Annotated in this window: 11 protein-coding genes and 2 tRNA genes; all 13 read left to right on the top strand. The window is 36.1% G+C overall.

The annotated features are described in order from the left end of the window. Window positions 1-14: 14 nt before the first annotated feature. The 13 genes from KA845_RS05680 (at window position 15) to KA845_RS05620 (ending at window position 15,084) form a co-directional block, all read left to right on the top strand. The gene (locus KA845_RS05680; protein ID WP_167868024.1) at window positions 15-1,982 is read left to right on the top strand and encodes a DHH family phosphoesterase; all 1,968 of its coding nucleotides are present in this window, start codon (window positions 15-17) and stop codon (window positions 1,980-1,982) included. After that, window positions 1,979-2,425, top strand: a complete 447-nt coding sequence (gene rplI / locus KA845_RS05675) for a 50S ribosomal protein L9 (RefSeq protein WP_002510625.1) — start codon at window positions 1,979-1,981, stop codon at window positions 2,423-2,425. Before KA845_RS05680 ends, rplI begins: the two co-directional genes overlap by 4 nt. A 33-nt stretch (window positions 2,426-2,458) precedes the next feature. Then, complete coding sequence (gene dnaB, locus KA845_RS05670; RefSeq protein ID WP_002510626.1) at window positions 2,459-3,859, top strand: replicative DNA helicase; 1,401 nt, start codon at window positions 2,459-2,461, stop codon at window positions 3,857-3,859. Window positions 3,860-4,149: 290 nt separating this feature from the next. Beyond that, complete coding sequence (locus KA845_RS05665; RefSeq protein ID WP_103388676.1) at window positions 4,150-5,433, top strand: adenylosuccinate synthase; 1,284 nt, start codon at window positions 4,150-4,152, stop codon at window positions 5,431-5,433. A 508-nt stretch (window positions 5,434-5,941) separates the two neighbouring features. Next, window positions 5,942-6,016 (top strand) — tRNA-Glu (locus KA845_RS05660). Between the two features lie 7 nt (window positions 6,017-6,023). Further along, a tRNA-Asp gene (locus KA845_RS05655) sits at window positions 6,024-6,096 on the top strand. A gap of 84 nt (window positions 6,097-6,180) precedes the next feature. Then, a complete protein-coding gene (locus KA845_RS05650; protein ID WP_103388677.1) occupies window positions 6,181-6,633 on the top strand; it encodes a MarR family winged helix-turn-helix transcriptional regulator in 453 nt (150 codons plus the stop codon). 315 nt (window positions 6,634-6,948) lie between these two features. Next, window positions 6,949-8,355: a DHA2 family efflux MFS transporter permease subunit gene (locus tag KA845_RS05645; RefSeq protein WP_103388678.1), complete on the top strand. Its 1,407-nt coding sequence runs from the start codon at window positions 6,949-6,951 to the stop codon at window positions 8,353-8,355. Window positions 8,356-8,704: 349 nt separating this feature from the next. Beyond that, window positions 8,705-9,406, top strand: a complete 702-nt coding sequence (yycF, locus tag KA845_RS05640; RefSeq protein ID WP_002510630.1) for a response regulator YycF — start codon at window positions 8,705-8,707, stop codon at window positions 9,404-9,406. Between the two features lie 11 nt (window positions 9,407-9,417). Next, window positions 9,418-11,250, top strand: coding sequence for a cell wall metabolism sensor histidine kinase WalK (gene walK / locus KA845_RS05635; RefSeq protein ID WP_002510631.1), 1,833 nt, complete (start codon window positions 9,418-9,420; stop codon window positions 11,248-11,250). Beyond that, the gene (locus KA845_RS05630) at window positions 11,240-12,574 is read left to right on the top strand and encodes a YycH family regulatory protein (protein ID WP_002510632.1); all 1,335 of its coding nucleotides are present in this window, start codon (window positions 11,240-11,242) and stop codon (window positions 12,572-12,574) included. The genes walK and KA845_RS05630 overlap by 11 nt, the downstream gene beginning before the upstream one ends. After that, complete coding sequence (locus KA845_RS05625) at window positions 12,574-13,365, top strand: two-component system regulatory protein YycI (RefSeq protein ID WP_002510633.1); 792 nt, start codon at window positions 12,574-12,576, stop codon at window positions 13,363-13,365. Before KA845_RS05630 ends, KA845_RS05625 begins: the two co-directional genes overlap by 1 nt. Before the next feature lie 936 nt (window positions 13,366-14,301). Then, a complete protein-coding gene (locus KA845_RS05620) occupies window positions 14,302-15,084 on the top strand; it encodes an MBL fold metallo-hydrolase (protein WP_107373693.1) in 783 nt (260 codons plus the stop codon). Window positions 15,085-15,465: the final 381 nt, after the last annotated feature.

Here is a 15,465-nt window from a genome sequence, read left to right as displayed (position 1 = left end):
TTTGAGGTGGGAAAATGAACCGTCAATCCACTAAGAAAGCGTTAGTTTTACCATTTATTATAATGGCGCTCACGGCAATTGCACTTGTAGTAGTATGGTTTATTTTTAGCCAACTCATTGCAGGTATTGCCGGGGCAATATTAATTGTGATTATTATTCTCGCAGCATTAATGGTGAGGCAAGCGCTGCACAAGATGGACAATTATGTAGACGAACTCAGTGGACACATATCAGCTGGTAGCAATACTGCTATTAAGCACTTACCTATTGGTATGATTGTGATAGATGAGAATGAAAACATAGAGTGGATGAACCAATTTATGTTAGAGCGTTCAGCTAGAAACGTAATTTCTGATCCAATTAATGAAGTATATCCTAATATTTTAAAGCAACTAGAAAAAACCAAAGAAATTGAAATTCAGGATAATGAGTATTACTATCGTGTGAGATATTCAGAAGATGAACACGTAGTGTATTTCTTTGACATAACAGAAGAAGTACATACGAATGAACTGTATCAAGAATCAAAGCCGATTATTGCGACTTTATTCTTAGACAATTATGATGAAATCACACAAAATATGAACGATACGCAACGATCTGAAATTAACTCTATGGTGACACGCGTTATCAGTCGTTGGGCATCAGAATATGATATTTATTTTAAACGCTATAGTACAGATCAATTTGTGGCATATTTAAACCACCGAATCTTAAATGATATTGAAGAAACGAACTTCGATATACTCAGTCAATTACGTGAAAAGAGTGTAGGTTATCGTGCGCAATTAACATTAAGTATCGGTGTCGGTGAAGGTTCGGAAAACTTAATTGACTTAGGTGAATTATCACAGTCAGGTCTCGATTTAGCCTTAGGCCGTGGAGGTGACCAAGTCGCTATTAAAAATATGAACGGTAACGTACGTTTCTATGGCGGTAAGACTGACCCAATGGAAAAACGTACGCGTGTAAGAGCACGTGTTATTTCACATGCGTTAAAAGACATCTTAATGGAAGGCGACAAAGTAATTATTATGGGTCATACACGACCTGATTTAGACGCTATTGGCGCTGCTATAGGGGTATCACGTTTTGCGATGATGAATAACTTAGATGCCTACATCGTGTTAAATGATTCAGATATTGATCCAACGCTACGACGTGTTATGGATGCTATTGATGAAAAACCAGAATTAAAAAATCGCTTTATCAATTCGGATGACGCTTGGGACATGATGACTTCAAAAACAACAGTAGTCGTTGTTGATACGCATAAACCAGAAATGGTCATTGATGAAAATATTTTAAACAAAGCAAACCGTAAAGTAGTCATTGACCATCATCGACGTGGAGAAAGCTTTATTTCAAGTCCACTATTAGTATATATGGAACCATATGCTAGTTCGACAGCAGAGTTAGTCACAGAGCTGCTAGAGTATCAACCGACGGAACAACGGTTAACACGTTTAGAATCGACGGTCATGTTTGCAGGTATTATCGTCGATACACGTAACTTCACATTACGTACGGGTTCACGTACGTTTGATGCTGCAAGTTATTTACGCGCACACGGTGCAGACACTATCTTAACGCAACATTTCTTAAAAGATGATATTGATACGTACATTAATCGAACAGAGTTAATTCGTACGGTCGAATTACAAGATAACGGTGTAGCTATAGCACACGGTCCAGACGATAAAACTTATCATCCGGTGACAGTTGCACAAGCAGCCGACGAGCTGTTAAGTTTAGATGGTGTAGAGGCATCTTATGTCGTAGCACGTAGAGAAGAAAACTTAATTGGCATGTCTGCCCGCTCTCTAGGTGCAGTCAATGTGCAATTAACAATGGAAGCATTAGGCGGCGGTGGCCATTTAACTAATGCGGCGACACAACTGAAAGATGTTTCCGTAGAAGAAGCCATTGCACAATTACAACAAGCAATAACAGAACAAATGAGTAGGAGTGAAGACGCATGAAAGTAATATTCACACAAGACGTTAAAGGTAAAGGTAAAAAAGGCGAAGTTAAAGATGTACCAGTAGGTTATGCAAATAATTACCTTATTAAAAATAAATTAGCTGTCGAAGCAACAGCTGGAAATTTAAAACAATTAGAACAACAAAATAAAGCTGCTGAAGCGGAGAGACAACAAGAAATTGACGATGCTAAACAACTAAAAGCGCAATTAGCAGACATCGAAGTTGAAGTTTCTGCAAAAACGGGTGAAGGCGGTAAAATGTTTGGCTCAGTTAGTAGTAAACAAATCGCTGAAGCTTTAAAAGCGCAACACGACATTAAATTAGATAAACGTAAAATGGATTTACCAAATGGTATCCATGCTTTAGGTTATACAAATGTACCAGTGAAATTAGACAAAGAAGTAGAAGGTACGATTCGTGTGCACACGGTTGAACAATAATTTTGGATTGAGATATGAGGTGTAATTGGAAAAATGGATGGAATGTATGAACAAAATCAAATGCCACATAGTAACGAGGCTGAACAATCTGTCTTAGGTGCCATTATCATCGATCCAGAATTGATTAATACTACTCAGGAAGTGTTGCTTCCTGAGTCCTTTTATAGAGGGGCGCATCAACATATCTTCAGAGCAATGATGAACTTAAATGAAGATAATAAAGATATCGATGTAGTCACTATTATGGATCAGCTGTCGCAAGAAGGCCGATTGAGTGAAGCAGGTGGTCCGCAGTATTTAGCAGAATTAACAAACAACGTTCCGACCACACGTAACGTTCAATACTATACTGAAATTGTCTTTAAGCACGCCACAAAGCGTAAATTAATCCAAGCAGCTGATAGTATTGCGAACGATGGTTATAACGATGAATTAGAACTTGATACGATTCTAAATGATGCTGAACGACGCATTTTAGAGTTATCATCATCACGTGAAAGTGATGGCTTCAAAGATATTCGAGATGTCTTAGGAGACGTGTACGAGAATGCAGAGTTACTAGACCAAAATAGCGGTCAAACACCTGGTATACCAACAGGCTATCGTGATTTAGACCAAATGACTGCAGGTTTTAACCGTAATGATTTAATTATTTTAGCGGCACGTCCATCGGTAGGTAAGACTGCCTTCGCTTTAAATATCGCACAAAAAGTCGCGACGCATGAAGACATTTATTCGGTAGGCATTTTCTCACTCGAGATGGGTGCTGACCAATTGGCTACACGTATGATTTGTAGTTCGGGAAATGTTGATTCAAACCGTTTACGTACGGGTACGATGACTGAAGAAGACTGGAATCGTTTTACGATTGCTGTCGGTAAGTTATCACGTACGAAAATCTTTATAGATGATACGCCAGGTATTCGTATTACTGATATAAGATCTAAATGCCGTCGACTGAAACAAGAGCATGGTTTGGATATGATAGTGATAGACTATTTACAGTTAATTCAAGGTAGTGGCTCTCGCTTTTCAGATAATCGTCAACAAGAAGTCTCTGAAATTTCACGTACACTGAAAGCAATTGCCAGAGAATTAGAGTGTCCGGTCATCGCGTTAAGTCAGTTATCACGTGGTGTGGAACAACGACAAGATAAGCGACCAATGATGAGTGATATTCGTGAATCAGGGTCTATCGAGCAAGATGCGGATATCGTCGCTTTCTTATATCGTGATGATTATTATAATCGTGGCGAAGATGATGAAGACGACGATGATACAAACTTTGAGCCACAAACAAATGACGATAATGGTGAAATAGAAATTATTATTGCCAAACAGCGTAACGGCCCAACAGGTACCGTTAAATTGCACTTTATGAAGCAATATAATAAATTTACTGACATTGATTATGCGCATGCCGAAATGGGATAAGAAAAAAATATAAAATTATTTTTACCGTACATTAAACTGATACATGTATTTAATGTACGGTTTTTATTTATTATTTTCACAATATTTTAATGGAAGTATGTGTTGTATTTTTGATTATAACACTTTTAAAACATTGATATGACAATCATTAACACTAAATTATCAGAAAATAAAAATACAGTGATAGCATTGTGTTTTCGTCAAATCAATGTTCGATTTTTGTTTGCAATATAGCTCATCTCTTGGTAGAATACGTAATGGTTAATTGAGAAAAACTTGGAGGTGCTCATATGTCATCAATCGTAGTAGTTGGGACACAATGGGGAGACGAAGGTAAAGGTAAAATTACAGATTTCTTAGCAGAAGAAGCAGACGTTATTGCACGTTTTTCAGGTGGTAATAACGCAGGTCATACAATTAAATTCGATGGAGAGACTTATAAATTACACTTAGTACCATCTGGTATTTTTTATAAAGACAAACTCGCTGTTATTGGTAACGGTGTAGTTGTAGATCCAGTCGCATTATTGAAAGAATTAGATGGACTAAATGAAAGAGGTATCTCTACAGATAATTTACGTATTTCAAACCGTGCGCAAGTTATTTTACCTTATCATTTAAAACAAGATGAATATGAAGAAGAGCGCCGTGGAGACAATAAAATAGGCACAACGAAAAAAGGTATCGGTCCTGCATATGTGGATAAAGCTCAACGTATTGGTATCCGTGTTGCCGATTTATTAGACAAAGCAACGTTTGAAACAAGATTAAAAGAAAACCTTGAACATAAAGCAGCGTATTTCAAAGGCATGTTCGATAAAGAATGTCCTACATTTGAAGAAATTTTCGATACTTATTATGAAGCTGGACAACGCTTAGCACCATTCGTTACAGATACAGCTAAAGTATTGGATGATGCATTTGTTGCAGAAGAAAAAGTATTATTCGAAGGTGCACAAGGTGTAATGTTAGACATTGACCATGGTACATATCCATTTGTTACATCAAGTAATCCAGTTGCTGGGAACGTAACTGTAGGTGGCGGTGTAGGTCCAACATTTGTGTCTAAAGTCATCGGTGTATGTAAAGCTTACACATCACGTGTAGGTGACGGTCCATTCCCAACGGAACTCTTTGACGAAGATGGTCATCATATCCGTGAAGTTGGTCGTGAATACGGTACAACAACAGGACGTCCACGTCGTGTCGGTTGGTTTGACTCTGTAGTATTACGTCATTCTCGTCGTGCAAGTGGTATTACTGATCTGTCTATTAACTCAATCGACGTCTTAACAGGTTTAGACACAGTGAAAATTTGTACAGCATATGAGCTAGATGGTAAAGAAATTACTGAGTACCCAGCAAACTTAAGTGACTTACAAAGATGCCAACCTATCTTTGAAGAATTGCCAGGTTGGACAGAAGATGTCACAAAATGTCGTACATTAGATGAATTACCAGATAACGCACGTAGATACTTAGAACGTATTTCTGAATTATGTAATGTTAACATTTCAATCTTCTCAGTAGGTCCAGATCGTAATCAAACAAACTTAATTGCACCTTTATGGTAATAATATAGTTAGTCCTTATCGACAACAGTTTTCTGTCTGTCGATAAGGATTTTTTTGTGCTATAAATGAGGGTGATTGTGCGGGTTGTCTATCCGAGAGGCTTACAGCTAACATATTACAGTGGGTTTTATACAGTAACGGTAAAAAAGAAGCTAGAATGCGCACTTAGTGTTAGCACAATAATGTTGCTATGTGTAGCAGGTAATAATTATTAAGTGATGGTGTGCAGACGTTAATCGTTGCTTGTTCGTAAGCATAGTAGTGAATAGAACGTTTATGCAGATTATAAGATAATGCGTTCTCTATGTTGCGTATCGCTCGACAGAGAAAAGCATTATATTGAAGGTTATTTGTTAAGCGAGTTAACGGTTTTTTTAGCTACTAACAGCGGTTAATCAAACGAATTCACACTTTATACAATTAATAAGGAAAATTATACTAAAAAAATTTAAAAAATAGCTTGTCTTCATTACGAAGAGTTGCTATAATTATTTTTGTGCTTAAGAGAGGCTCCTTGGTCAAGCGGTTAAGACACCGCCCTTTCACGGCGGTAACACGGGTTCGAGTCCCGTAGGAGTCACCATTTTTTAGGTCTCGTAGTGTAGCGGTTAACACGCCTGCCTGTCACGCAGGAGATCGCGGGTTCGATTCCCGTCGAGACCGTATTGCCCATCCAATAGGATGGGCATTTTTTTGTGCGTTTAACTAGAAAATAGCTTATGATGAGGAGTAAGAGGAGGCAAAGTTATGAGTGGTAACCAACAACTACATGAGTTAGATTTTATTGATTTACTCAGCGAACGTCATGCGCAATTGAGACAGTTAACTGAAACAGCAGCTAATGTGGATCAGGAAAGCAAAATATCATCTTCAGAGTGGTATATCATCTCTATTATTGGTGCCGAAACATATACCTTGTCTGAATTAACAGCACTCGTGAAATTGACGCGCCAAGCGATACACAAAACGGTTAAACAACTAGAACAAAAAGAGCTTGTAGTACTAAAAGCAGTCACAGGTAATAAAAAAGAAAAATGTGTAAACCTTACAACATTAGGTCGTGATTTATGGCAACGCAATCAGGCTTATCAACAAGAATTAGAACAACATATTAAAACAAAGATAGGCGTAGCTCAATTTGAGCAATTAAAAGCATTACTTCAAACAGATTGGGATTTACCTACTATAGCTAAAAAATGACTGAGTTAAACACTTAATTGAGTCTTAGATATATTAATCGTCGGCGTATTGTTTTATGCTGACTGACCATTGTTAGAGCGAGTACAGGAAAGCGACAATATTAAATGCTTTCACACGCGCTCTTATTTTTTTATATTATTGTCAACCTAGTTGACAATTTTATATATATTTTGGTAAAGTAACAAAGTTAGTATTATGGAGGTGTGCTAGACGGCATGATGTCTCAGGCTATGAGTCGGAGTGTTTTAGTTCGACTACATAGTTTAGACGAAGTAATACGGAAATAACATAAAGAAAAAGGGAGATTATGTCACAATGGCAACACAAGTAGAAGTACAAAGACCAAAGCTATTTGCATTTGTCTTAATGATTGGTGGATTTATGGGCTTATTTAGTGAAACAGCTCTAAATATGGCTTTAACAGATATTATGGCAGACTTTCAAATCGAAGCAGCATTGGCACAATGGTTAACGACAGGTTATTTACTAACGATGGCTTGTATGGTACCCATTTCAGCATATTTAACGAAATGGTTTAGTACTAGAACACTCGTTTTTGCAGGCTTAATATTATCGTTAGTAGGAGTTATTAGTGGTGCTTTAGCACCTAATTTTGGAGTGCTATTAGCCGGACGTGTGATTCAAGCATTAGGTACGGGGCTATTATTACCTATTATGATTACAGTATTAATGTTAATTTTTCCGCTAGAAAAGCGAGGCGCTGTAATGGGAATAATGGGACTCGTAATTACAGCTGGCCCCGCCGTAGGTCCAACTTTAGCAGGTATTATTATTTCAGCTTCAAGCTGGCATTTTATCTTTTGGATTAGTGCACTGTTATACATCGTAGTGCTATGTATTGCACTGACTACAGTAGAAAATGTGGCAGAGTTAACTCGACCACGTATTGATATTATCTCAATCTTACTATCGACACTTAGCTTTGCGTGCTTAATATTTGCCTTAAGTTCAATGGGCACAGCATCATTAACACAATGGATTGTCTGGGTGGCATTAGTTGTTGGTATTATTAGTTTGATCGTATTCACACTACGTCAGTTTAGCTTAAATGAGCCAATGCTCAATTTACGCGTGTTTAAATACCCAATGTTTACGTTGGGAGCGTTACTAGTATTTTTAGTTATCTTATGTATTTTGTCTACAGGTATTTTATTACCATTATATTTAAAAGGAGCATTATTATTTAGTTCAGTTATAGCAGGACTTATATTGCTACCGGGTAATGCTGTGAATTTATTATTGTCACCTGTAGTTGGTTCATTATTTGATCGTTATGGTGCACGCTATTTCTGTATCTTTGGATTTGCGACTATGTTTATCGCTACATTAATCTTTACGTTAACGATTTCGACAACGACACCAGTGTGGATCATTATTTGTGCCTTTATGCTACTCTTTGTCGGTATTTCAATGGTAATGATGCCAGCACAAACAAATGCCTTAAATCAGCTACCACAAGCATTGTATGCAGATGGTTCAGCAACGATTACTACATTAATTCAAGTCGGGGGCTCAGCAGGAACAGCTATCGCGATTGCTATTTATACGAATCATATGCAACAAGTTACTGCAGCAAAAGCACAACTAGCCCCAGAAGCAATTGTCTCTAGTGGTATTCAGTTTACCTTTATCTTCATTTGTGCAATAACTGTCATAGGTTTTATTTGTGCACTCTTTATAAAGAAACAGAAACAAGTGTAAGACTTAAGTAATTGCTGTGAAGAACATGAGAAGAACGAACGTAATATTGAAATGGGATTTATTGCTAATATGTTTTATAAGACTGGAACAGAAAATTGTTTCAGTCTTCTTTTTATAGTTCTCGTCACAAGCTCTTTTGTTCGCCTGCAACTTAAGTTAAGATAAAAGTACGTATGTGGGAAAATAGAAAAATTCAGAATTGTAGCGGAACATGGTATAATTATACAATGCACTCAAATAATTTTTTATTTGGATAAATAGAATTCGCTTGCTATAAATGGTAAATTATATAATAGAGTACTGTGTAATTATTGAATAAAATACACAATTTAGAAATGAGGTTTATAATATGGCTAGAAAAGTTGTTGTAGTCGATGATGAAAAACCAATTGCTGATATTTTAGAATTTAACTTAAAAAAAGAAGGATATGAAGTATTCTGCGCGTACGATGGTAACGATGCAGTGGACTTAATATATGACGAAGAGCCAGATATTGTCTTGCTAGATATTATGTTACCTGGGCGTGACGGTATGGAAGTATGTCGTGAAGTACGTAAGAAATATGAAATGCCAATCATTATGTTAACAGCTAAAGATTCAGAAATTGATAAAGTCTTAGGTTTAGAATTAGGTGCAGATGATTACGTGACGAAGCCGTTTAGTACACGTGAGTTAATTGCACGTGTGAAAGCGAACTTACGTCGTCATTATTCACAACCAGCACAAGAAGTTAACGAAGAGACTAATGAAATTGTGATTAAAGATATTACAATTTATCCAGATGCTTATTCGATTAAAAAACGTGGTGATGATATCGAATTGACTCACCGTGAATTTGAATTGTTCCATTATTTATCTAAACATATGGGGCAAGTTATGACACGTGAACATTTATTACAAACAGTTTGGGGCTATGACTATTTTGGTGATGTACGTACGGTAGACGTAACAATTCGTCGTTTACGTGAAAAAATCGAGGATGATCCTTCACATCCAGAATATATCGTGACTCGTCGAGGCGTTGGATATTTTCTCCAACAACATGATTAGAGGCCACGTAGATGAAATGGCTTAAACATTTTCAATCTCTACACACGAAGCTTGTTATTGTCTATGTATTACTAATTGTCATCGGGATGCAAATTATCGGTTTGTATTTTACCAATAGTCTTGAGAAAGAACTGACTCAAAGTTTTAAAAATAATATTACGCAGTATGCGAAACAAATCGAAATAAATATCGAAAAAGTATACGATAGTGACGGTTCTGTAAACGCACAAAAAGAAGTGCAAGACTTGTTGAATGAGTATGCGAACCGTCAAGAAATCGAAGAAATTCGTTTTATTGATCGCGATCAAATTATTATGGCTACGTCTAAGCAGTCTACGCGTAGTCTAATTAACCAACGAGCGAATGATAATTCCATCCAAAAAGCTTTGTCGATTGGTGAAGCGAACAGTCATACTATGTTAAAAGATTATGGTAATGGTAAACAACGTATGTGGGTTTACAATTTGCCAGTCAAAACGTCTGACGGGACAGTAATTGGCGATATCTACATAGAGGCTGATATTAATGATGTATATAATCAGTTAAGCAGCATTAATCAAATCTTTATTGTTGGTACGGGCATTTCGTTGTTAATTACAGTTATACTTGGGTTCTTTATTGCACGTACTATCACGAAACCAATTACAGATATGCGTAACCAAACGATTGAAATGTCGAAAGGTAATTATACGCAGCGTGTGAAAATTTATGGTAACGACGAAATTGGAGAGCTCGCATTAGCATTTAATAACTTGTCGAAACGTGTACAAGAAGCACAAGCTAATACGGAAAGTGAGAAGCGGCGCTTAGATTCCGTCATCACGCATATGAGTGATGGTATTATCGCCACAGATCGTCGTGGTCGTATTCGTATTGTCAATGACATGGCATTGAAGATGATGGGGACAACAAAAGAAGATATTATCGGTTACTTCATGTTAAATATTTTGAAATTGGAAGATGAATTTTCATTAGATGAAATTCAAGAAAGTAATGAAAGTTTCTTATTAGATATTAATGAAGTAGAAGATATTATTGCCCGTGTGAATTTCAGTACTATTGTCCAAGAAACAGGCTTTGTTACAGGGTATATTGCCGTAATGCATGATGTTACAGAACAACAACAAGTTGAACGTGAACGTCGCGAATTCGTAGCTAACGTGTCACACGAATTACGGACACCATTAACGTCTATGAATAGTTATATTGAAGCCTTAGAAGAAGGTGCGTGGAAAGATGGACAATTGGCACCGCAATTCCTATCTGTTACACGAGAAGAAACAGAACGTATGATACGTTTAGTTAATGATTTATTACAATTATCGAAAATGGATAATGAATCAGAACAAATTACAAAAGAAATTGTAGATTTTAATTCCTTTATTAATAAAATTATTAATAGACATGAGATGTCAGCGAAAGAAACACAATTTGTGCGTGAAATTCCAAACAACACTATCTTTACAGAACTTGATCCAGACAAAATGACACAAGTATTTGATAATGTCATTACCAACGCCATAAAATATTCTCGTGGTGATAAACGCGTCGAGTTTCACGTGAAACAAAACGCATTATATAATCGTATGACGATTCGTATTAAAGACAATGGTATTGGTATTCCAATCAATAATGTGGATAAAATATTTGATCGTTTCTATCGAGTAGATAAAGCACGAACGCGTAAGATGGGTGGTACAGGTTTAGGACTCGCAATTTCCAAAGAGATTGTTGAAGCTCATAATGGACGCATTTGGGCGAACAGTGTCGAAGGACAAGGTACGTCAATCTTTATTACACTTCCTTGTGAAGTCATTGAAGATGGTGATTGGGATGCAGAATAAAGAACTAATTAAAACGATTATCCTTGTTATCTTAGTGCTTATGAGTGGCGTCCTCACTTATATGACTTGGAATTTCTCGCCAGACTTAGCTAATGTCGATAATCAGACAGACAAAGACAAGCAAACACATGCTATCGGTAAACCACTTAATCAAGGTATGGAGCAAGTTGTGACACCGTATCAAATCATTCATTCAAAAGGTGAAGATACGGAAGGTGTCACAGCGACTAAAGATAACGTTAAAACAATGTTGGACCCATTAATGGATCAACGTGTCACACGAGCTGAACGTATGCACAGTCAACATAATTTGATTATTCCAGATTTAAGTGATGATTTTGTAGTACTTGATTTTACGTATGATATGCCTTTAGCAACATATTTAGGACAATCACTAAATATCAGTGCGAAAATACCGAATAACTTTAAATTTAATCGCTTATTAATTGACCAAAGTCACAATGGTAAAGTTCAATTATATGCGGTGAGTAAAGACAGACATGATGTCGTGCGCATGACGACAACAGCAAAAACAAGTAAATTGAAACAAGCTTTAAGTAGCTTAAACAAAAAAATGCAACCTTACACTGAAATTATTACGAGTAAGGACACTATCGATAAAGCGACACATATTTATGCACCAGATGATCCTAAAGGATTAAAATCATATCGCACGATTTATAATCGTATTAGTGTGGATGCGATGAATGCAATTCTCTTTAATGATTCGCTAGTTGTGCGTAGTGCGAAAAGTGGAACTACGACTTACAATAATAATACTGGCGTTGCAAATTACAATGATGAAACCGAACGTTATCGTTATACTAATTTGTCAGAGGATGAAGACCGCTCAAATAATATGAAAGATACGATACCAAGTACATTTGACTATATTAATAGTCACGGAGGTTTCACAGATGATTTCCGTCTATTTAGTACAAATAACGATAGTGGTGAATTAACGTATCAACTATTTTTAAATGGGCGACCAACCTTTAATGAAAAGGACTTAAATCAAATTAAAGTATCATGGAGTGAGAAAGGCATATTTAGTTATGCCCGTTCCTTATTAAAAACAAATGTTACGATTGATAGTGGTGACAGTGAAACTGATTTACCGGGTGCTGAAGAAGTGAGATCATCTTTAGCAAATAACAGAACTATTGATTTTGAGAAAGTGACAGACTTAGCAATTGGTTATACGATGAATGATAAACCGGATAATAAAGATATTGAAATTCAACGTAATAGTGAATTTACGCCACAATGGTATGTTGAATATGACGGCAAATGGCATCCGTATAAAGATGGGAGGCTAGAATAATGAACTGGAAACGTGCAAAAACATTATTTATCATCGTCTTTATTCTAGTTAATATCTCCCTGATTGTGATTTATATCGATAAAGTAAATAAATCACATATCAATGAAAGCAAGGACGAAAATAAAGTAGATTTCAAACAAGAAGAAATCACTATTCCGCAACATCTTCAATCCGTCGATGGCGTAAAAATGCAGTTACTGACTGCACGCTCGAAAGATTTTTCGTCTTATGCGAAGGACAAAGATGATGTATCTGCGGAGTCATCTGGACGTGTAGCCAAAGGAGATATGAAAGACGCCATCAGTATTAAAAATAATGCCTTTACCGATTTGAAAAAATTCATTGTCGATGATGTGTATAAAGGTACACAATATCAAATGAGCGATGTCAGCAACGATAAAGTGACCTTTGAACAAACATATCAATCATTTCCGATTATGAATAACAATAAAGCACAATTGACGTTCAATATTAATGACGATGAAGAGGCCACAGATTATAGACAAACGGCTATGCAGACAATAGAACCATCTAAAGGTGAAAATAACAGCAAAAAACAAGTCATCAGTGCACGATCAGCAATTGAAGCACTGTATTACAATCGTTATTTAAAACAAGATGACGAAGTGACGAAATTACGCCTTGGTTATTACACCGTAGTTAAAGAACCTAATGTGCAAGTATTAGAAGGTAATTGGGAAATCAAAGTTAAACATGCCGGCGAGGACAAAGTAAAAACATACTACGTTGAAGCCGTCTCAAAAAGTCCTAAAATAATCGAGGAAAGTTAAATAATGAGCGCTTACCCAGACGGTAGGCGCTCATTTTGTATATAAAATACACAACTGCAAATTGAAAATATAAAATTTGTAAGTAAGGAAGTGGATATCTTGATAGTATTATAGAGGAGTAAGTGCCATCAAGCGCTAAATAATTATTAATAAGAAACTAGTTGTGTTATTTTAAAGCATTACACATCATGAGTGAAAGAGGGACCCAACAATCGTATATGTAACGCGGGAGTGTGTTGAATATTATTTAAAGCACTTAACATAGCCATTGTGATAATGAAAGCGAATATGACTATGCTTGATATAAAACTATCAAAGATATTATTGCAACTGTAATTACATAGAGCAACTTTAAGTTGCTCCTAAAGTGTATTGTAGCACCATTTTACATTATAGTTAGTGGTTTAGTGCACAAGGTAAAATTTCAACAGAAAATAACAAAAAATAGTAATATATGTTGGGTGCTGTATGCTATTAAATTAATAAAAAATGATAGAGGGATACTAACGGTTGTCTGCGTGCACTATTTCCCGGGCTATAATGTTAATAGGATATAGTGGATATGCAACAACTTTGGATTGAGTGAATTATTTTAGAAACTTTGTTTTCCCACAAGTCCTACGACCATGATTTTGACAGAATTTCAAAATCAGAGTAATTGATGACGCATAACACTACTTGTTATAGTATAATGTAATAGTGAAATTCAAGAACGGGACGATGAATCAACTCACAGCACGTAGAACGTACATATGAATGTCATACGAGTTACTGTAAACGGTCAGTGAAGTATAGCAGTAACAACGATATGACTGATGAGCAACGTGATAAATTTAAATTTTTGAAGCAACTGTGAAGACGATAGACATGTTTAGAGATGTCGATGTAGATGTAGCAGTGTGTTCTTAGTAGAAAGGGTGAAACCGCTTGATACGAATGAGTGTCTTAGCGAGTGGTAGTACAGGAAATGCGACGTATGTCGAAAGCGATAAAGGTAGTATCCTAGTAGACGTAGGTCTTACAGGTAAAAAGATGGAAGAACTATTTAGTCAGATTGATAAAAAGATAGCTGATTTAAATGGTATTTTAGTCACACATGAACATATTGATCACATTAAAGGATTAGGCGTTTTAGCACGCAAGTACAAGTTGCCTATTTATGCCAATGAAAAAACGTGGTCAGCGATTGAGAAAAAAGACAACAAAATTCCGATGGATCAGAAATTTATTTTTAATCCATATGAAACGAAATCTTTAGCAGGTTTTGATATTGAGTCATTTAACGTATCTCACGATGCAATTGATCCACAGTTTTATATTTTCCATAACAACTATAAGAAATTTACGATGTTGACCGATACAGGTTATGTATCAGACCGCATGAAAGGTATGATTCAAGGTAGCGATGCCTTTATGTTTGAAAGTAATCATGATGTGGATATGTTACGTATGTGTCGTTACCCATGGAAAACCAAACAACGTATCTTAGGTGATATGGGACATGTTTCAAATGAAGATGCCGGATTAGCCATGTCAGATGTGATTACAGGCAGTACAAAACGTATTTACTTATCACATTTATCTCAAGATAATAATATGAAAGATTTAGCACGTATGAGTGTGGCACAAGTATTGAATGAGCGTGATATTGATACTGAGCGAGAAGTATTATTATGTGATACAGATAAAGCTCAAGCGACACCAATTTATACATTATAATAAGTTAGATAACTAGAGCACCTTTACGGTAACGTAGAGGTGCTTTTTTAGTGTTAAAGGGTGCTTAATTTATCGTGCTGTAAACTTAATATTGGACGTTTAGTAAGAGTAAAATATAACTTTAGTATGAGCTAGTTGTGTTGGTCTTAATAGTAGAATAAGCAGTAATAATCCACAGTGGATAACTATAAAGCTGATGTAAAGGGATATAAAGAAAATGTAAATAACTGTGAATAACTATGTAAGACAGAAGGGGACTTATCCACTATTTTGTCCATAGTTATCCAGAGATGTGTACAATTTACATGTGAATACCCACATTATACACAGAGTTATCCACAAATACACAAGTTATACAGTACTTTCTGTTTATAAATCGTA

This window comes from Staphylococcus sp. GDX8P114P-2 (genome assembly GCF_017892945.1).
GTDB lineage: Bacteria > Bacillota > Bacilli > Staphylococcales > Staphylococcaceae > Staphylococcus > Staphylococcus arlettae.
Note: the sequence above shows the minus strand (reverse complement) of the source record. Positions and strands in the feature narration are given on the sequence as shown.